At 45.0% G+C, this 19,365-nt stretch carries 15 protein-coding genes; 10 read left to right on the plus strand and 5 right to left on the minus strand.

The annotated features are described in order from the left end of the window. Positions 1-9: 9 nt before the first annotated feature. The 6 genes from LEP1GSC052_RS12200 (at position 10) to LEP1GSC052_RS12225 (ending at position 9,315) form a co-directional block, all read left to right on the plus strand. Positions 10-5,358, plus strand: a complete 5,349-nt coding sequence (locus tag LEP1GSC052_RS12200; RefSeq protein WP_010573954.1) for an AAA family ATPase — start codon at positions 10-12, stop codon at positions 5,356-5,358. A 36-nt stretch (positions 5,359-5,394) separates the two neighbouring features. Continuing rightward, positions 5,395-5,949 (plus strand): SiaB family protein kinase, encoded by a 555-nt coding sequence (locus LEP1GSC052_RS12205; RefSeq protein WP_010573953.1) that lies wholly within the window; start codon positions 5,395-5,397, stop codon positions 5,947-5,949. A 2-nt stretch (positions 5,950-5,951) separates the two neighbouring features. Next, entirely contained in the window at positions 5,952-6,326 is a 375-nt protein-coding gene (locus LEP1GSC052_RS12210; protein WP_010573952.1) for a DUF1987 domain-containing protein, read from the plus strand. Between the two features lie 23 nt (positions 6,327-6,349). Then, positions 6,350-7,825, plus strand: a complete 1,476-nt coding sequence (locus LEP1GSC052_RS12215) for an adenylate/guanylate cyclase domain-containing protein (protein ID WP_010573951.1) — start codon at positions 6,350-6,352, stop codon at positions 7,823-7,825. 75 nt (positions 7,826-7,900) lie between these two features. Continuing rightward, the gene (locus LEP1GSC052_RS12220) at positions 7,901-8,206 is read left to right on the plus strand and encodes an ArsR/SmtB family transcription factor (protein ID WP_010573950.1); all 306 of its coding nucleotides are present in this window, start codon (positions 7,901-7,903) and stop codon (positions 8,204-8,206) included. A 146-nt stretch (positions 8,207-8,352) separates the two neighbouring features. Beyond that, the gene (locus LEP1GSC052_RS12225) at positions 8,353-9,315 is read left to right on the plus strand and encodes an LLM class oxidoreductase (protein WP_040912994.1); all 963 of its coding nucleotides are present in this window, start codon (positions 8,353-8,355) and stop codon (positions 9,313-9,315) included. Positions 9,316-9,416: 101 nt separating this feature from the next. Here the strand turns inward: LEP1GSC052_RS12225 and LEP1GSC052_RS12230 are convergent, their stop codons facing one another. The 3 genes from LEP1GSC052_RS12230 to LEP1GSC052_RS12240 all read right to left on the minus strand — a co-directional run bounded on the left by LEP1GSC052_RS12230 (position 9,417) and on the right by LEP1GSC052_RS12240 (position 12,051). After that, a complete protein-coding gene (locus LEP1GSC052_RS12230) occupies positions 9,417-9,875 on the minus strand; it encodes a VOC family protein (RefSeq protein ID WP_040913526.1) in 459 nt (152 codons plus the stop codon). Positions 9,876-10,051: 176 nt separating this feature from the next. Beyond that, positions 10,052-10,651 carry a DUF1564 domain-containing protein gene (locus tag LEP1GSC052_RS12235; RefSeq protein WP_010573947.1) on the minus strand — a complete coding sequence of 200 codons (600 nt, stop codon included), beginning with the start codon at positions 10,649-10,651 and terminating at the stop codon, positions 10,052-10,054. A 317-nt stretch (positions 10,652-10,968) separates the two neighbouring features. Then, on the minus strand, positions 10,969-12,051 hold the full coding sequence (locus LEP1GSC052_RS12240; RefSeq protein ID WP_020986436.1) for an endonuclease/exonuclease/phosphatase family protein: 1,083 nt from the start codon (positions 12,049-12,051) through the stop codon (positions 10,969-10,971). A 134-nt stretch (positions 12,052-12,185) separates the two neighbouring features. Between LEP1GSC052_RS12240 and LEP1GSC052_RS12245 the strand changes: the two genes are divergently transcribed. Beyond that, positions 12,186-13,205, plus strand: a complete 1,020-nt coding sequence (locus LEP1GSC052_RS12245) for a hypothetical protein (RefSeq protein ID WP_010573946.1) — start codon at positions 12,186-12,188, stop codon at positions 13,203-13,205. A gap of 40 nt (positions 13,206-13,245) precedes the next feature. On the opposite strand, the gene LEP1GSC052_RS12250 is transcribed toward LEP1GSC052_RS12245, so the two are convergent. Then, on the minus strand, positions 13,246-14,187 hold the full coding sequence (locus LEP1GSC052_RS12250; protein WP_040912995.1) for an alpha/beta hydrolase: 942 nt from the start codon (positions 14,185-14,187) through the stop codon (positions 13,246-13,248). Between the two features lie 281 nt (positions 14,188-14,468). Here LEP1GSC052_RS12250 and LEP1GSC052_RS12255 point away from each other — a divergent pair, with 281 nt between their 5' ends. From LEP1GSC052_RS12255 to LEP1GSC052_RS12265, 3 genes are read left to right on the plus strand one after another with little or no spacing between them, the layout of a single operon-like run. Continuing rightward, complete coding sequence (locus tag LEP1GSC052_RS12255; protein WP_020986665.1) at positions 14,469-15,857, plus strand: MFS transporter; 1,389 nt, start codon at positions 14,469-14,471, stop codon at positions 15,855-15,857. Further along, on the plus strand, positions 15,858-16,562 hold the full coding sequence (gene mtnC / locus LEP1GSC052_RS12260) for an acireductone synthase (protein ID WP_010573944.1): 705 nt from the start codon (positions 15,858-15,860) through the stop codon (positions 16,560-16,562). A gap of 28 nt (positions 16,563-16,590) precedes the next feature. Next, on the plus strand, positions 16,591-17,841 hold the full coding sequence (locus LEP1GSC052_RS12265; protein WP_084492224.1) for a tetratricopeptide repeat protein: 1,251 nt from the start codon (positions 16,591-16,593) through the stop codon (positions 17,839-17,841). A 26-nt stretch (positions 17,842-17,867) separates the two neighbouring features. Here LEP1GSC052_RS12265 and LEP1GSC052_RS12270 read toward each other — a convergent pair whose 3' ends face one another. After that, positions 17,868-19,160, minus strand: coding sequence for a PilZ domain-containing protein (locus LEP1GSC052_RS12270; RefSeq protein WP_010573942.1), 1,293 nt, complete (start codon positions 19,158-19,160; stop codon positions 17,868-17,870). Positions 19,161-19,365 lie beyond the last annotated feature (205 nt).

Here is a 19,365-nt window from a genome sequence, read left to right on the forward strand (position 1 = left end):
TCGACATATATGAAAATAGAAGGTTACGAACTAAAAGAAAGAATGAACGCGGATTCCTCCACGGAGGTTTACAAGGCGATCCGCACAAAGGACGGCGCGAACGTAGTCATCAAATACATTCCGATTTTAGACGAACTGCATCCGGCGGTCGTCAATCTTAGAAACGAATACGAAATTCTGAATTATCTCGCTTCGGAAAGAATGATCCAAGCCTTCGGAATGGAAAAAATTCCCGAAGGTTTCACATTGATTTTGGAATTCGTTCCCGGAGGAACCCTCAAACATTTCTCGGGAAAAAAACCGGTCAACCTAAAGGACTTCTTCAAGATCGCGATCGATCTCGCGGAGAAACTCGGGGAAATACATAATAAAAAAGTAATACACAAAGACTTAAAGCCGGACAATATCATCTTCAATCCGGACAACGAACTGCTACGGATCGTGGACTTCGGAATTTCGACGAGACTTTCCAAAGAGGAAACGTCCTGGTCCAATCCGAACCGTCTCGAAGGAAGTATTCACTACGTTTCTCCCGAACAAACGGGAAGAATGAACCGTTCCGTGGATTACAGAAGCGACTTCTATTCTCTCGGAGTCACCTTCTACGAACTTCTCACCGGAAAACTTCCGTTTGAAAGCGAAGACCTTTTGGAGCTCGTGCACTTTCATCTCGCGAAATCGCCCGTGGAACCTCGTAAGATCCGCAACGAAATTCCGGAAGCCCTTTCCCATGTCGTATTAAAACTTTTGTCCAAAACCGCCGAGGATCGATATCAAACCTCGGAAGGTCTCAAAGCGGATTTGGAAACGATCCGGGACAAATGGCTGGAATCCGGCGACGCGCCCGCGTTCCCTCTCGGCTCCAAGGATTATTCCCACGAATTCAAAATTCCTCAAAAACTCTACGGAAGGGAGGAATACATCGATTCGTTGTTAGGCGAATTCAAACGAGTCACCGAAACGGGAAGAACAAGCGTGGTTCTCATCGCGGGTTATTCCGGCGTAGGTAAGTCCTCTCTTGTAAAGGAGATCAACAAACCTCTCACCGAATCCAAAGGTTATTTTATTTCCGGTAAGTTCGATCAGTACAACCGCAACGTTCCGTTCAGCGCGATCATTCAGGTTTTTTCCAATCTCATCGAACAGATTCTCACCGAATCGCCCGAAAGAATCGAGGATTGGAAAAACAAAATCCGGGACACGTTAGGCGCAAACGGAAAGGTGATGACCGACGTATTACCCGAACTCGAGTTCATCATCGGCGAACAACCTCCCGTGACCGAACTCGGGCCCCAGGAAAACGCAAACCGTTTTTATCTCGTATTTCAGAATTTCATAAAGATCTTCGCGAATCAGGATCATCCCCTCGCGGTTTTTCTGGACGATCTTCAGTGGGCGGACACGCCTTCCCTCGAACTCGTAAAAAATCTGATCGAGGACGTTTCCGTAAATTATCTTTTTCTAATGTTGGCTTACAGGGACAACGAGGTGGATTCCACACATCCTTTCTCCACGATGGTGAGCGGTTTGGAAAAGGAAGGATTCCGTCTGGATAAGATTCTCCTGAAGCCGTTGAGCTTGGAAAACGTAAACCAACTTTTATCAGACAGTTTAAGAAGACCTCCCGAAGAAACGTTGAGTTTCGCGGAAATCGTATATTCCAAAACGAGAGGGAACCCTTTCTTTATCAACGAACTTCTCAAACAACTTTCCAAAGAGGAGATCATAACGTATCAAAAAGGGAATTCCACGATTTCCGGCAAATGGATCTGGAACCTCGAAAAGATCAAGAAGACCGATATTTCGGATAACGTGGTAGAACTTCTCGTAAGAAGGATCAAAAAACTTTCTCCGCGAACTCAGGAAACGTTAAAACTCGCTTCTTGTATCGGAAGCAACTTCGATCTCGGAATCCAATCCAAAATCCTCGGTGCGACCCTCAAAGAAACCATGACCGCGATTATGGAAACCATGGAAGAGGAACTGATCGTTCCGATCGGCGACAACTACAGACTCGTGGATTCCATGGAGGAAATCGAGGAGAACAAGGATAAGAATTTTCAAACCGCAAAAACGATCCAGTTCCGATTTCAACACGACCGCGTTCAACAGGCGAGTTACGAACTCTTAAACGAGGATCAAAAACAATCGGTGCGTTTGCAGATCGGAAGGATCCTTCTCGAGAATCTGAACGAAAAGGCTTTGGAAGATTCCGTCTTCGACGTAGTGAACCACTTGAACACCGGTTCGATGTTGATCACCGAAAATTCCGAAAAAAGAAAATTACTACAATTGAATATTCAAGCCGCTCAAAAAGCGAAACTTTCCGCGGCCTACAAACCCGCGAAGTTGTATTCCGAAAAAGCCAGAGAACTTTTGTTCGCACTTCCCGAAGCGGAAAAGGGAGACAAGGAACTTTGGTCGAAGGAATACGATCTTTCCTACACGGTTCATAAGGAACTCGCGGAGGTTCTGTATCTCAACGGGAACTTCGAAGAATCCCAAGAGATGATCCACACTCTTTTGAAACAGGCGAAAACTCCGGTGGAACAAGCCGAAGCGTATAACTTATTGATGATCGAATATTCCGCGCAAGGAAAGTTCGATCTCGCGATGCCCACCGTAATCAAGGCTCTCAAACCCTTGGGAATCGAAATCCCGACTTCCAATTTCGACGAGGTAGTGAATAAGGAAATCGAAGAGGCCAAAAAGAATTTAAAAGGAAGAACCGTAACATCGCTGTTAGACGAACCATTGATGACGGACCCGAACCATATCTGGGCGGTCAATCTTTTGATCAGCGCGATCCCGATGGCTTACAACAAGGAACCCGCCCTCTTCCCGGTGATCTGTTTGAAGATGGCCAATCTTCTGTACGGAAACCTTTCCGATTCTTACGGATATTCCTGTTACGGAATGGTTCTTGTGGGAAAACTCGCGGACTACAAAGGAGCGTACGACTTCTGCGAACTTGCGGTTAAACTCAGCGAAAAACATATGAACTCGGGCGGATACACGAAGGCCGCGAATATTCTCGCGAACTATTCCTCCTCGTTCGTAAAACATCTGAAACTTTCGGAAGAAGTAAACGTGAAGTGCGTTCAATCCGCTCTGGATTCCGGCGAGTTTTTGCACGGAAGTTACGCGGCGATGAACGATGCGTCTAACGTGATGTTTCAAGGGAAGAATCTCGAAATTCTGAAACCCAAGATCAATCAACTCCTCAAGTTCGTCCGCAAGGTGAAGAACAATCTCGCGATCGACACGATTCTCGGAACCGCTCTCGTTCTTTCCAATCTTCGCGGAGAAACCGGAAGTCATCTCGACTTTTCCACCACGGAATATCAGGAAAAAGAATACATCGATCTTTGCAACGATCACCAAAGCCCGGCGCCGATCGTCACCTTTAAGGTGATGAAGGTTCGTTCTCTTTTGATGTATGGCGAAAATCAACTCGCACTTCAAGAAGCGGAAGAAGCGAACGGAATGATTCTTTATCTCGGTGGTCAGTACGGACCGCTCGAGCATAATTTTTTGTATTCACTCGCACTTGCGGCGAATTATAAAAAGGTGTCGCCGGATCTTAAAAAAGAATACTTAAAGAAAATCAAAGAGAATCAGAAACAACTTCTTTCCTTAGCGGAAAGTTGTCCCGAGAATTTCTATCACAAATACCTTCTCGTGGACGCGGAGCTCGCAAGACTCGAATACAAAAACTGGAAGGCCGCGAGAACCTACGAAGCCGCGATCCGGGAAGCGAGAAAGAACGAGTTTCAAAACGACGAGGCGCTTGCCTGCGAGATGGCGGCGATGTTCTGGCTTTCCAAGGGAAGCGTTAAAATCGCCGGAGAATTCATCAACGAGGCGTTTCATCGTTACGGACTTTGGGGAGCCAATCTCAAACAAAGTATGCTCAAGTCCAAGTTTCCGGAATTTATCCGCGAAAGAGGAACGGGTACGTTACGCACACACCGAACGATTTCCAGTACGACCGCAGCGGCGACCGAAGTATATTCGGGTCAGACCTTGGATCTTCAATCGGTTCTCAAAAGTTCCACCGCGATTTCCGGAGAGATCAAACTGGAAAATCTTTTGGATAAATTGATGAAGATCGTAATCGAAAACGCAGGAGCGCAACGAGGAGTTCTCATTCTTAAAAAAGAAGGAAGACTTTATGTGGAAGCCGAGGGTTCGATTTCCAAAGACGACGTGGAAGTGTTGACCGGAATCCCGCTTGGAAACAGTAAAAATCTTCCGATCTCTCTCATCTATTACGTGGAAAGGACCAAGGAGAATCTGGTTCTTAGAAACGCGAACCAAGACGAGAAGTTTAACAAAGACGAATATATCAAAAATTCTAAAACGAAATCGGTTCTTTGCGCGCCCGTCATCAAACAAGGGGAGATTTCCGGGATTCTCTATCTCGAAAATAACCTTTCCGAGGGGGCGTTCACTTCGGATCGATTACAAATTATGAATATTCTTTCGTCTCAGGCCGCGATCTCCATCGACAACGCGTTGCTCTACGCGAACATGGAGGAGAAGGTACGGGAAAGAACGAGGGAGTTGGCGCAAGCGAACGCGGATCTAGGACTTAAGAACCAGCACATCACGGATAGTATTCAATATTCTTTGAATATTCAACAAGCGATTCTTCCTTCCGAAGACATTCTCGAAAAGAATTTGAACGAACAGTTCGTGTTGTTCAGACCGAAGGACATCGTATCGGGCGACTTCTATTGGTTCAGTAAAAAAGAAGGATCAATTTTTCTCGCCGCAGTCGATTGTACTGGACACGGAGTCCCCGGTGCGTTAATGTCAATGATAGGAAATACTTTACTCAACCAGATCGTAAATGAGGCGGGCATCAAGGATCCCGGAAAGGTTTTGGAACATTTAAACCGAAATGTTCGACAAGCCTTGAAACAGGACACTTTGGATGCGAACTCGGTGGACGGAATGGACATCTGCTTCTGCAGGATCGACGGTGATAAGGTACTTTTTGCAGGCGCCAAAAGACCGCTCTATTTCTCAAAGGGCGATAAGATCGAAGAGATCAAAGGCGACAGACATTCGATCGGCGGAAGACAGAAAGAAGATTCAAGAACGTATGCGACCCACGAGGTGAAACTGGAAAAGGGAAAACCGACCATGTTCTACCTCGCGACGGACGGTTATATGGATCAGCCGAATCCTCAAAGACAAAGAATCGCGAGCAAGGGATTGATCGGCTTTTTACAAAGTGTTCTCTCTTTACCCGCGTCCGAACAAAAGGAACGCCTCGCGGCATTTTTAGACGGACATCAGGCGGGTGAGGCCCAGAGAGATGACATAACTTTGATCGGGTTTCGAATCTGATCCCGGAACGAAAATATAGGAGTATGTTAAAAAGAAATGATGGAAAACAAGTCCGTAGACCTGTTTAAACAGTACAAAGAGGCCTGCGATTATCAATTAATTGTTTCCTTTAAAGGACGCCTATCGCAGGAGGTTCTTACGGAATTCGGTTCGATGATCCGCACCTCTCTTAGCGCGGAATCGAAAATCAAAAAAATCTTCGCGGTTTTCATCGAACTGGCTCAGAATATGCTACACTATTCCGCGGAAAGAAAAGCTCTCGAGGACGGAAGAGAGGGCGGCGTCGGCATCATCATGGTCGATGAAAAATCGGTTGGCTATAATGTTTCGTCCGGGAACCTTGTACTTAACGATAAAATCGAATCGCTAAAATCGAAATGCGAGAAAATAAATTCTATGTCGAGGGACGAGTTAAAAACTTATTACCAACAGCAGTTACGCTCGGACAGACCCGATGACAGCAAAGGTGCGGGAGTCGGTCTAATCGATATCGCGAGAAAATCGGACGGACCGCTTTCCTACAATGTCGCGCCGGTAGACGATAAACATTCGTTCTTCACACTCTCCGCATACTTCACAAAGGAAAATTGAGAATGGAATCATTACATATCCAACAGACCAAAACTTCTCCGGAAGTTATTTTAGACACGGAAAAAGGAGCGGTTGAAATTATAGGAGAATCCTATCCTGAAAACGCGATCGCGTTCTACAAACCCGTATTCGACTGGTTGAACTCCGCGATGAGTTCCAAGACACAGATCCAAGTAAAGTTTCAGCTGGATTATTTCAATACGAGTTCCTCCAAAGTCATCATGGACATTTTGGATTCTCTTCAGAAATACCACGATCAAAGCGGAAAGGTGAAGATTCTTTGGTTGTATAAGGAAGACGACGACGATATGCAGGAGACCGGAGAAGAATTCTCTTCCGATCTTTCTCTTCCGTTCGAACTGAAATCCTACAAGTAAAACGGTAATCCCCGGAACTGTTTATGGAACCCACATCTTCAACTCAGAAGGATTTCAATTCCTTTTTCGAAAACGAATTCCAATTATTAAACGAAGTCAACGAAACCCTGGATAAGAAAGAATCCCTCGATAAGGAGAATCTTTTCCAGGAGCTGAGAAAAATCGGAGAGGCTTACGAATCGCTTTTAAAACAATCCTCCAAACTGATGAAGATCGGCGACTCCACTCAGAATCGTCTGATCAAAACGCAGAACGAACTTCAGGATTCCAATCAAAGACTCGTATCTTCGTATCAAAACCTGAAACAGTTGAGCGAGATCGGCCAGATGATTACCGCCAGTCTCGAACCGAAAATCATTCTTACTTCCGTTTATGAAAACACGAAGTCCATGGTTTCGATGGACGTTCTCGCGTTCGGAATCGTCGAAGAAGGCAAAAACGAAATCAAATACAAGTTCAGTCTGATCGAAGGACGTTATACGCCCGCGCCCTCCGTGGATTCGCTTACGGAGGAGAATCCTTCCTCTTTTTGTTTTCACAACAATCAGGAACTGATCACGAACGATCTCGAAAAGGATTTCCCGCAATACGTCACCACGATTCAAAAACATTTCGGAGAAAAATCCAACTCGGTGGTTTATCTTCCTTTGAAAGTGGAGGAACGTTTTATCGGAATTCTTACCATCCAGAGTTACGAAAAGAACGCGTTTAACGAAAACCAACTCAGCATCTTAAGAACTCTTGCGAACTACGTGGCGATCGGCGTGGATAACGCCGACGCATACAAAACCCTTTCCAAAAGAAATCGGGAGCTCAAGGATTCATTAGAAAAGATTAATATGTTAAACGAAGGTCTGGAGAAGGAAAGGCAGAAGTCCGAAAGTCTTTTGTTGAACATCCTACCAAAGTCGATCGCGGAAAGATTGAAATCCGGAGAAAGCGTGATCGCAGATTACATCCCGACTTCCACCGTTTTGTTCGCGGACATCGTGGGTTTTTCCAAACTTTCCACGCAGATCCCCACTCCGAACCTTCTCGTTGAAATCCTAAATCAGATCTTCACGTGTTTCGACGACATCGCGAGCAAACACCAACTCGAAAAGATCAAAACCATCGGGGATTGTTATATGATGGCGGGGGGAATTCCGAACGCCACCGACGATCACGCGGAAAAAATCGCGTTAGCCGGAATCGAAATGATCCAAGGTCTCAAGGATCTGCAGAAATCCTGGAAATACGAATTCAATATCCGAATCGGAATCCACACCGGAGACGTCGTGGCGGGCGTGATCGGTAAAAACAAGTTCGTCTACGATCTTTGGGGCGATTCGGTGAACACGGCTTCGAGAATGGAATCGCACGGACAACCGGGCAAGATCAACTGTTCCGAAGCGACGTATGAAGCCCTCAAAGATCTTTTCGAATTCGAAGACAGAGGAATCATCGAGATCAAAGGAAAGGGTCCGATGAGAACCTTCTTTCTGATCGGAAAAAAATAATCCTTTCGATCCGGCACTTCGATTTTAATCGATTTTCATATTGACAAATCTCGATATATCGATTATGTAGAATGTATGGATATCCTCAAGGTCACAAAAGCCATCGGAAATGAAACCCGTTTGAACATTTTAGAATGGCTGAAGTATCCGGAATCCAATTTCGGAAAACAGGAAATCGGCGATTTTAGGAAGGACGGAGTTTGCGTCACCCTAATCCAGGAAAAAACCGAGTTAGGGCAATCCACGATTTCCCATTATCTTTCGCTTCTATTGGGAGCCGATCTATTGAAGTCGAAAAGGATCGGTCAATGGACGTTCTACAGTAGAAACGAGGAAACCATCCGAGAATATTTGAATTTTTTAAAGCGTAAAATTCAGTGAAGACCGGGAGTTGATATCGTTTCTTTGAGGGTCGTTCGTATTTTGCGGAAGAACGACTGGAATCGAGTCGAAGTTCGCCCTCGTCTTTTTTACTTTATAATATCGATTAATTTAGATATTTAAATATATAAATCTTAGAGACTACTATGCTTACACTAAACTCAGATACGAACAGTAAAAACAAAGGTTATTCTTCCATGTTCAGAAAGAATCAACTGAGCGTCGGTTTATTCTTCCCTATTGAAGCCTTCGAAGGAACAAAACCTACGATGCAAAATCAGGTTGAACTCGCAAAACGCGCGGAAGAAGGAGGTTTCTCCGCGCTTTGGTTTCGGGACGTTCCGCTTTTGGATCCGGCTTTCGGAGACGTCGGGCAGATTTTTGATCCTTGGGTTTATCTCGGATACATAGCCGCGCAGACCGAATCGATCGCATTAGCGACGGGTTCCGTCATTCTTCCGATTCGTCATCCGATCCATACGGCTAAGGCCGCAGCCTCGGTAGACCAATTGAGCCACGGCCGTTTGGTTTTGGGTTTCGCCTCCGGAGATCGGCCCGTCGAATATCCGATTTTAGGAATCGATTTTGAAAATAGGGGGGAAATATTCAGAGACTACTTCCGGGATTTCAAAATTTATCTGGAATCCGAATTTCCGGAATTTCATACGCCCTTCGGAAAAATCTCCGGAGTGGACCTCGTCCCAAAACCGGTTTCTTTAGGAATTCCCGTTTTGGTAACAGGTTGTAGCCAACAATCCATGAAATGGATCGCTGAAAACGCGGACGGTTGGATTTCCTATCCCAGACCTCCGGACCAACAAATGCTTGTCGTTTCGCAATGGCGAAACGTTGTCGAGGAAGTTTGGGGAGATCGATTTCTTCCGTTTGCACAATCGCTTTATATCGACCTGCAAAAAAATCCGAACGCACTTCCTAAAAACATTCATCTAGGCTTCAGCTCCGGTCGGAACTTCGTCACGGATATCTTGCTCATTCTTAGAAAAATAGGAGTCAATCACGTCGTTCTCAATTTGAAATACGGCAAACGACCGGCTTGGGAGGTTATGGAGGAATTGATCGAATTCGTTCTTCCCGCCCTAAAAACCTAGAGGGGTTCTCCGACTTGAATTCTTTTTTCGGAATTTCAACAAACGAACAGGTTCCCGAATCCGCTTGCGGATTCGGGAACCCACCGTCGTCTCGTAAGAATTTATCGAAGAGCTTCGATCACATCCGCGGGAGCCTGCACAAGTTCCACGAGCACGCCTTCGGATGAATACGGAAATTCCTCGTTTCCTTTCGGATGAATAAAACACACGTCGTATCCCGCGGCGCCTTTGCGGATTCCGCCCGGCGTAAAACGAACTCCTTTTGCGGTAAGCCATTCGACTGCCTTATGAATGTCATCCACCCATAGTCCGATATGATTGAGTTTCGGTTCGTGAACCTTCGGACTTTTGTTTGCGTCGATCGGTTGCATGATATCCACTTCGACCGCGTATGCGCCCTTGCCCATTCTCAGAATGTCCTCGTCCACGTTTTCCTTTTCGCTTTTAAACGTTCCCGTTTTTTCAAGACCGAGAATATCCACCCAAAACGTTTCGAGTTTCTTTTTGTCTTCTCCGCCCACGGCGATCTGTTGAATTCCTAATATTTTAAAAGGTCTCATGAATTTTCCGTTCCGTTGAATGCGATCTCTTCCTTTTTTTCGCTTCGGATTTTTCAACCGTGCTTTTTGCGTGAATGAGATCTGCATCCAGAGAATTCTTTGCATTTTCTTTGGCAACTTCAATCCGATCGGTTTGTTTTGGGAAGAAGGGTTTGTTGAGACGACTTTGTGTTTCTTTAGGACGACGACGGTGGTCGCGGATCTAGTTTTGCGGGCCGGGAACGAAGGCGCCCGTCTTCGAAGTTGTACCAATCTCGATAGTCTAAAACGTAAAAACAATTTTCCGGTTCGCATTTTAGAATTCTCGAAGCGCGATTGTTCAGTAGGTCGAGGTCCAGAATATATTTGTATTTCTTGTGAAATGTTGGACCTCCTTCGTTCACAATGGACACGATGGAATCTCCGATTTCATTCTCCTCCAGCCACAATAGATAATTGAACAAAAAACAACGGGAGACACCATGCGTCTGCGCGAGAACCCCAAACAATGTCCAACTTCCGGTGCTAAGTCGAACATTGATTCGCTTCATCTTTTGTTTTCCGGGAGAAGGTTGGTATAAAGTTATCCCGGCTTTTTTTCCCAAACGCGGAGACGCGCTCAGAAATTTTGTATATTTTCTCAAGAGTTGCGGAATTCGTTTCGGAAGATTTTTTCGATCTTTTTCACGATATCGCAACAACGTATTTTCCGGAACCAAAAGAGTAACCACATGCGAATTCAATTCTTGAAGTTTCGACTGAATGCACTGATCCGAATTGAGTAATAATATTCCCATACTCTAAACGGTTTTACCGCCGATCGGTCCGGCACAGTTTCCAAAGAAAAATCCGTTTTTTTTATATATTAAATCCTAAAATGAGAAACGGCTACATCCTACGTGCGAACTTTAGACATTTCTTTTTCGACGTATGAGTTCCCACAAAATTTCAACGGTAAATCAAAAAGAAAAGATTCTAAAAGAGCAACAACATCGCGGCATTACGTGACCCCGAGAGGAACCGACCATAAATATAGATACTGCTTGCCCTTACCCTTTGTATGAGTTCCCACAATTTCCAAACCCAAACATCCGATTTCGCAACAAACAAAAAATCAACGAGCCAAGGAATAAGTTCCGATCATCGGAAAATGATCCGACACGGTCCAAAGAATTTCCCCTTGATCGACCCTATATCCGGTTTGTTTCAGATTGGAGGAATAAAAGATATAATCGATGGTCCGATCCGGTTTTCCGATCGCCGGATCGTTCGAATAATGCGTATAATATTTTTCCCGTTCCGGTCCATTCAAAACTTTGAATGGAACCGCGGAGTTCCATCTGTCGAAGAGAGGTTTGATTTCCTGTTCGTCCGAATAAAAGAAAGCTCCGTTCGGATGCATGGACTTACGATCAAAACCAGGCGGAAGCAGATTAAAATCCCCTCCTAAAATCCAATAGTGACCGGCGAGATCGAGTTCCTTTAAAAGACCGGCGATCGTTTCCACCTGTCTGTGCATCGTGTCCGTTCCTTGGGAGAATGCGTCGAGATGCGTGTTCAATACGGTGAACTTATCCCCGCCTTCCACGGGAAAATCGTTTTGAAGAATGGCCCTCTTTAAATTGAACTGAGTCGAAATCGGATCGGCGGGCATCAACGGCAAAGAATGTCGGATCCCGTCGGAAATTTTATATTTACTGATCGTCGCGAGTTTCATGCCGACTCGTCCCAAAATCTTAGGATGGGGAACGAACGCGGCCTTCCAGTAAAACGCCTCGCTCTTACAAGGAAACGTAGATCCGACTTGGGAAAGAATTCTTTCCAACTGATCTTCTCCGAACGTGTTCTTCGCTCCGTCGTGAAGTTCCTGAAAAAGAACCACGTCCGGATTCTCCGCTATGATATAGTCCGTTATTTTTTTAAGAGTCTCTTCGATCTCTTCTCGAGAAGGACCGAGATCCGGTCCGTCCCCGTTCGGAACGTCGTACCAAAAAACTCTTTTTTTACCGGCAAGATATTGCACATTCCACACCAAGATCTTGATCTTGGAATCCGGTTTTAAAAGAGGAGCCTTGGAATCGCAGACAACGTCGGCGGGTTGCGCCTGATCCGGATGATACGTGATCGAGTAGATTAAAATCAAAAGAGAACCGAAAAGAATTCCCAGTATCGCCAATATTTTTCGCAACCAACCCATCGTTCCTCTCCTAAGAAATCGTCTAAACGGACAATCTATCCGTTTCAAAGAGAATACAAGTTACGCGGAGAAAAGGGAGTGTAAAGGATTTTCTTTTTGAAAGGGTGGAATAAAAACTGTCCGTAGAGCCTGAGATGAAAACATTCCTAACGATTCTATTCTTCCTTTTTCTGATACAAACAACCGTTCATTCGGAAGAACTCGAACTCAAGATCCGCATCAAAAACGGAACCACCGGCAAAGAAGGAAACATCGAGTCCTTAAGAATCATCGCCCTTCAACAAGGGATGATTCCGATCAAGGAGATCGGCCCTTCCCAAGGCTCCTTCGTAGTATCCAAACTTTCCGTTCCCGATCAGACTCCGATTCTTCTTCAGGCGAAATACGCCGGAGTCAACTACAACAAAATGGTGCCGCCCGTTCCGGTCATGCGTTCCGGCGTTCAGGAAATCGTAGTCTACGAAAAGACGAGGGAAAAGTCCCTGGTCAGAACCAGATCGGCGATGCAGATTTCCAGAGGAAGAGATTTCCTCAGAGTATTTAAGATTTATCTAATATCAAACAACACCATTCCTCCGAAAAGTTATCAGGACGAACAGAACCCGTTCGAAATCTACGTTCCATCCGAAGCGACCGACGTCGTCGGTCAGTTGACTCAAGGCGATTCGAGAATGGCGATCCCTCTTTCGCTCCAAGACGGACCGAACGGAAAGTTGTTGGATCGGGCGATTTTACCCGGAAGTTCCGAATTACAAATTTCTTATACGATTCCCGCGAGCAATCTTTCCACGGTGACGTTTAAGGATAGAATGCTCGTCGAAAAAGAAGAAGGATTTCGCGCGGTATTCTCCAAACCGCAGGATATGGAAGTTTCTTTTATCGGCGCGGCAAAACAGGAAAGAATCCAGGAAGACGTTCCGAACGACATGAGAGCGTTTAAGGTCGGTTATTCGGCGCCGAGATACGAGGTTTCGATTTCCGTCGCGGGAGGAGCTCCCGTCGCCGAAGTGGAATCGGAACGGGTCAATCGTAAGATCGAAAACGGAACCTGGTTTCCGACCACGGAACGATCCTTATTGGGACTTGTGGCGATCCTCGGATTTCTGTTTACTCTTTCCTTCGTTTTCGTTTTTAGAAAGAATTCAGCTTTTTGAATATTCTAAAAAACTGTAAAAACTGAGGGATACGATCGGTTTACACCGCGCTTTTCTTTTTGCTCGGGGCGACGGATTTCTTTTTCATCTTCAAGGAAGAATCCTTCGCATCCGAAGAAATCTTTTCCCTCTGAATGGTTTCCAGAAAATCGCGGATATCGCCCAACACGACTTCCCTATGTTCGGGAAATTCGTTCATCAATTCGTGATAAAGACCGGGATAAATTTTGATTCTTTTGTTTCTATAAATTAGATTTTTATAAAGTTCGGTGGAGCCGTTGTAATCGATCAAACCGTCTTCCTGACCGTGCAAAATCAGAACCGGACAACGAAGAACGTTCGCCTTTTTGATGAGTTTCGGTCCGATCTCCAAAAGTTCCGTTCCCATCTTCAAGGAAACCTTTCCGTGAACGAGAGGATCCTGTTGATACGCTTCGATCACTTCTGGATCGTGGGAAAGATATTGAAGATCCAACTCCGCGTCGACGATGGTCGCTGGGGAAATTTTGCTTAAAAAACCGGCGACGATGCGTTTCAGATTCTTTTTAAAGTCCATTCTCACCCGAAGCGCCGGAGAACCCAAGATCAACCCGAGAATATTGTCCTGATTGATTCCTTCCTGGGAATAACGAAGAGTAATCGCACCGCCCAAGGAATGACCCAAAAGAAAAAAGCGATCCTTTCTTTCCCGTTTGAGAACCTCGTTCGCAAAATCGGAAAGATCGCGAACGTAAAGATCGAACGAATCCGCGTGTCCCCTCTTCCCTTCCGAATTTCCGTGACCTCTCATATCGAAAGAATAGAAGTTAATATCGCTTTTCGCGAAAAAACGAAGAAGGTTCGTATAACGTCCGCTATGTTCTCCGAACCCGTGATGAAAGATCATCACGCGATTCGCGTTGGGCTTCGTCCACGATTGGCAGTATAACTTTGATTTATCGGAGCTGGATAGAATGTAGAATTCTTTATGATGAAAGGTCATTGCGGAAACCGATTTGTCTGGAAGAAAGGAATCATTAAAACCATAGGGGTCAACTAAATAATCTTAAACCGATTAAAAAGGGAATTTTTTCATCGAAACGATTTTTATTGAAAAAGAATCGATCGACGGTCTATGTCTCGTTGAGCGCGCTCGAACGAGGGATCTGAATTCTAAAATCGAACTTAAAGTTTCCTTGAGTTTTAGTCCGCTCTCTCCATTGTTTGAATTCGTTTCGGAAACCCACAAAGAATCGAGAACTCATATAAAAATTGGAGAGAATCATGGACAAAAGAGCCTCGGAGAAAAGCCTTCTTCGCTTTTTCGGTTTGGGAGAATTGGCGAATCACGGATGGAACGCGATCCTCGCGTTTTGGATGATTATGGGAATGGCGTTTTTTCTATTTGCGGATCAGAACCTAATCGCGCCTAACTTAAAGAACATAGGCGCGTCCTTCGGACTCAACACGCAAGAGGAAGTCGATTGGTACATAGGCGGACTCATTCCGATTCTATTCTTCATTTTAGGCGGAGCGGTTTCCGTAAGTATGGGTTACTTATCGCAGAAGTATTCGCGCAAAACGTTGATTATATTCTCCGTATTCTTGGGAGAAATTCCCTGTTTTCTTTCCGGCTTTGCGACGAGTTATTCCGAGTTCGTAGTCTATAGAACTCTGACCGGTTTCGGTTTGGGAGGAATTTTTCCTCTTCTCTTCACCGTACTCGGCGATTATTTTTCGGATAAATCCAGATCCACCGCGGCGGCTTACGTTTCCCTTTCGATGGGAATCGGTCTCGGGGTCGGTCAGCTTCTCGGAGGAATTTTAGGAAACGCAGATCCGATCAACGGATGGAGAACGAGTTTTATCTATCTTTCCATTCCTTCCTTCTTTTTCGCGCTGGTCTATTGGATCTTTTGTAAGGAACCGATTCGAGGCGGAGGAGAAACGGAATGGGCCGGGATCGCCGAAAAATTTCCGGAGGAAAGTTTTCATCTTCGTTGGAACGACATCCGACTTCTTTTCCAAAATAAAACGAACATCGGAATTTTTCTCCAGGGAATCCCGGGTTGTGTGCCTTGGGGAGTGTTCTTCGTATTTTTGGTGGATTACTACGAAACCTCGTATCATCTCGATAAGGCGACCGCGACGATGCTCCTGACCTACGCCGCCATCGGAGTTTTTGCCGGAACGTTTTTCGGAGGAATCATCGGACAAAAAATCTACAATTACAAAAAGAGACTTCTTCCCATCTTTTGTATGTCGAGCGTTCTTCTCGGGATATTACCCTGTCTCTATCTTTTGAAAGCCGAGAATATCGCGACGTCCGGCGTCTTTATCGTCGTGAACATCGTCGCGGGTTTTATCATATCGGTGACCGGTCCAAACGTAAGAGCTACATTAATCAACGTGAATATTCCAAAAAATAGAAGTAGTATGTTCGCGCTCTACAATCTGACCGACGATTTGGGAAAAGGACTCGGACCCGCGATGAGCGCTGTGATTTTGGGACTGACTCCGGGCGATCGTTCGCTCGGACTTTCCATTTCCGTTCTTTTTTGGATTCCGTGCGCGCTTTTCTGGCTGATGGTTCTGAACAATTTTGAAAAAGACGAGAAAGACGTGCATGATTATCTGGTCTCAGAAGCCAAAAAAATCAAAGGGGCCGCTTAATTGAACATTCGCTCTTTCGAATTTTATCTGTTCGACATCGAGGGAACGACCACGCCCATCGAGTTCGTTCATAAGATTCTTTTTCCGTATTCGATCGAAAAGTTCGAAACGTTTTTCAAAACGAATTCACTCGAAAGAGAATGGATCGACAAGTTGCTCGAAGAGGGAAAATCCGATTCGAGTTATTCGGGAAAACTTTCGGATTCTCCCCAGGACTTGAGCGCGTTTTGTAAATATCTTGTTTCCCAGGATAGAAAGAGCGGTCCTCTCAAAGAGATTCAGGGAAGAATTTGGAAAACCGGTTACGAAAGCGGAGAACTGAAAAGCTCCATGTTCAAAGACGTTTCCGAATTTTTAAAAAGAATCGACGCCGCGAAAAAACGCGCGGCCGTTTATTCTTCCGGAAGTGTTCAAGCTCAAAAATTAATTTTTGAATACTCCGATGCGGGAAATCTCACCGGATATTTTTCCGCTTACTTCGACACCGCGGTCGGCGCCAAAAGAGAATCCTACAGTTACGAAAAGATCGCGGAACAACTCGGGGTCGCTCCCGAAAAGATTCTGTTCTTTACGGACATCAAAGAGGAAGCGGATGCGGCAAAGAATGCGAAACTCGACGCATACGTTTTGGAGCGACCGGGAAATCATCCGCAACCGCAACATTCTCACGTGAGAATCTCCTCGTTCGAAGGTTTAAATCCTTAAGACTCCATTCTCCCTCCGAAAAAATCGAATCGGAAGCGCATCGGATCGATTCTTTTTTTCGGGCGGGACTCGCGAATCGGCCGATCTTTGGAAGGTGAGATCCTTTCCAGTTTTCTTTCCGATTCTTTTCTGCATCCTATTCGGACAAACGTTAAGCGCGCGCGAACTCGTGTACGCGTTCAGAGAACCGGGCAAACCCGAAAAGGAAAAGATGATTCTGATCGGAGAAACGGTTCTTTACGATAAGGTAAAACCGATCGAAGAAGAAGGAAAGAATAAGAATCTCGATATCGGAGTCGATACGAGAGCGGACTTGGTCACGATCAAGATCAACTACGATCCGGGTCTGCGAGTCGGACAGATCTTATATCTCATCGAAAAAGATTTCGATCATAAGAATTACAAAAACGGAAACATAGTCGCGCAGATCGAAATCAAATCGATCTTTCAAACTTCCTTTATCGGAAAACGCGCGAGAGGAATCGGAAACCTCGGACTCGTAAAAGATAGAAACCTAATGGTCGCGGCTCCTCTCGTTTCCGAAAAAATCGAATCGGCGATCGTGGAAAGAAAGAAAGGAGATTATCATCTTTCCAGAAACGAAATCGCGGAATCCATCCGCTCTTACAAACATACGATCAGCTTGGATCCGTCTTCTCCGATGGGTCATTATCGTTTGGGACTTCTGTATAAAAAAACGGGAGAAGCTTACGTTTCCGCCGGAGCGGAATTTTCCATGGCGTGGAAGAATCGAAAACGATTCGGAAACTCCCAGGAAGAACTCGAATTTTACACCGAGTATATCGATTACTTAAATCATAAATACGAAACCGAAGGTTTTAAGAACGCCGCGATTCTTTCTAAAACGATGGAAGTCATTCAAGAAGCGTTTAAACTCACCAAATCGGATTCGGAACTTCTAATACGTTCCGCGTTGACCTATTATTATCTTTACAGGGAAGAATCCAAATCCGGTAAAACTCCTTCGGGCGCTTCCACAAACCGCAAACGGTCGGATACGTATTACGAAATCGCCGAAAAACTTACGAAGAATGCGGACAAACTCGATCCTTCGGATTATAGAATTCATCTTTTGGCATGTAAGTTGTATCTCGATAAGATCGGAGAACTCACTTCGGAAAGCGGTCAGACAGGTTTAGGAGAATCCGAAGAAGTCGGTATTTTAAAAGGCAAGTTCGCGGAAGCATTCGAAAAGTATAAAACGTTTAAACCCGCTTCGATTCCCGGAGATCCATACGTTTTAAAACCGATCCAGTAGACCTCGCTTTCGTAGTTTTTAAAAATCTATTCGGAAAGAACCTTTCTGGTTTTCATAAAGATATATTTCTGAAGAATCAACATATCGTCCGGATTGGAATCGAAAAAGTTCACACCGAGATGGTATTTCCCCTCTTCGACCACGATGTATCGAACGACTTCCCCCCGAAGGATCAAAACCCTTTCCGAAACGGGAATAAATATTTTTATAATATTATGTTTTTTTAAATATTGAAAGATCCTTTCCTCTTCGATTTCGAATAAAAGCCCGTTGATACTGATATCGACGACTCTCGTTCCGGCTTTCGTATTTCTGTAGTTGTCCTCTCGGATGAAGATTTTCGTCATCGAATAACTGAAAATCTCGGAGAGTTCGATCAGATAACCCACCTGGGAAGGTGTGATCGAATATCGATCCATGGCCGAGGTGTAAACGCGGATATATCCGACAACGTCGTTGAACAAGCGGATCGGAAGTACGAGATACGAAATGACGAATTCGCGAATTTCCTTCTTTTGAAGTTCCCGAAAGAATTTATCCGCATAGTCCTGTCCGTTTTCGAGAACCATTCGGATGTATTCTTCCCTATAGTTATCCACTCCGGAGCCGGAACTTTCATCCTCGTTTTCACGGATATAGTTGATGATCAGGGACGTGTCTGGAATATAAACCGGTCGATCGTGTCTTTTGATAAACGATTGGAGAAAGGATTCCTCCTTTTCCTTGGAGAAAAATACCACCTCGTATTCCTTGGACACGGTCGAGATATATTCGGAAATCATAATATTAATCAGTCTTAGATCCGGATTGTCCTTTTTGATTTCCCGCATGAGATTGTTGAATCTCTGTTCGACCTGGATATTTCTTCCGATTTCCCGGCCTCCCCCGGATAAGGATCTAAAAAGAATCACGTAATTCATAAAAAGATCGTCCACGGCGACACGGACGTTTTTCCGAAAGGATGCGGCTTGTAGTTCCGACGGGATGCGGATTTGCAGGATCGAGTCCTCTAAAAATTCGAGAATTACGACCTCGAACTGATAGAGTATATTCATGATTTCGAAACTGATTTTCGCTCTGAGCGTTAGGCCCTGTGTCGCTCCCGGGATTCGCAGATTTACGCTCGTTTCGGCGATGTCTTCGATCACCGCAAAGAATCTTTGCCCGTCGTAATCAAAAGGGAACTCCACGTCGTCGGCTTTGAGATAATAGAATAGATGTTTTACGAGATTGATGTCGGTTCCTATGATCGTTTCCCCGAACATGGTTTCGAGAATTGTGATAAGTTCCTGTAAACTGTCCGATCTTCCGACTGCCATATTTTCTTTTTTGTATGAGGAGAATTCTATCTTAAATATCGGTTTTTGGGATGTCGGAATTCAGTCGTGTAAGGTCTCGATGTTGGAGGGTTAGTGACATAACATTGCGGGTTCAGAACAGAAAAGTCGAAAGAAGAATTTAGATCGGGTTTGGACGCAAGAGCGAGATTCTCAATGGGCGCTTAATGGATCCTTCGATGATGCA

The sequence above is a fragment of the Leptospira kmetyi serovar Malaysia str. Bejo-Iso9 genome (genome assembly GCF_000243735.2).
GTDB lineage: Bacteria > Spirochaetota > Leptospiria > Leptospirales > Leptospiraceae > Leptospira > Leptospira kmetyi.

Bases quoted from the DNA above. Each gene is read 5' to 3' on its own strand.
- LEP1GSC052_RS12225 (WP_040912994.1), top strand. From the start codon at position 8,353: ATGCTTACACTAAACTCAGATACGAACAGTAAAAACAAAGGTTATTCT.
- LEP1GSC052_RS12215 (WP_010573951.1), top strand. From the start codon at position 6,350: ATGGAACCCACATCTTCAACTCAGAAGGATTTCAATTCCTTTTTCGAA.
- LEP1GSC052_RS12255 (WP_020986665.1), top strand. From the start codon at position 14,469: ATGGACAAAAGAGCCTCGGAGAAAAGCCTTCTTCGCTTTTTCGGTTTG.
- LEP1GSC052_RS12250 (WP_040912995.1), bottom strand. From the start codon at position 14,187: ATGACCTTTCATCATAAAGAATTCTACATTCTATCCAGCTCCGATAAA.
- LEP1GSC052_RS12230 (WP_040913526.1), bottom strand. From the start codon at position 9,875: ATGAGACCTTTTAAAATATTAGGAATTCAACAGATCGCCGTGGGCGGA.
- LEP1GSC052_RS12245 (WP_010573946.1), top strand. From the start codon at position 12,186: ATGAAAACATTCCTAACGATTCTATTCTTCCTTTTTCTGATACAAACA.
- LEP1GSC052_RS12205 (WP_010573953.1), top strand. From the start codon at position 5,395: ATGATGGAAAACAAGTCCGTAGACCTGTTTAAACAGTACAAAGAGGCC.
- LEP1GSC052_RS12270 (WP_010573942.1), bottom strand. From the start codon at position 19,160: ATGGCAGTCGGAAGATCGGACAGTTTACAGGAACTTATCACAATTCTC.
- LEP1GSC052_RS12200 (WP_010573954.1), top strand. From the start codon at position 10: ATGAAAATAGAAGGTTACGAACTAAAAGAAAGAATGAACGCGGATTCC.
- LEP1GSC052_RS12235 (WP_010573947.1), bottom strand. From the start codon at position 10,651: ATGGGAATATTATTACTCAATTCGGATCAGTGCATTCAGTCGAAACTT.
- LEP1GSC052_RS12210 (WP_010573952.1), top strand. From the start codon at position 5,952: ATGGAATCATTACATATCCAACAGACCAAAACTTCTCCGGAAGTTATT.
- LEP1GSC052_RS12220 (WP_010573950.1), top strand. From the start codon at position 7,901: ATGGATATCCTCAAGGTCACAAAAGCCATCGGAAATGAAACCCGTTTG.
- LEP1GSC052_RS12240 (WP_020986436.1), bottom strand. From the start codon at position 12,051: ATGGGTTGGTTGCGAAAAATATTGGCGATACTGGGAATTCTTTTCGGT.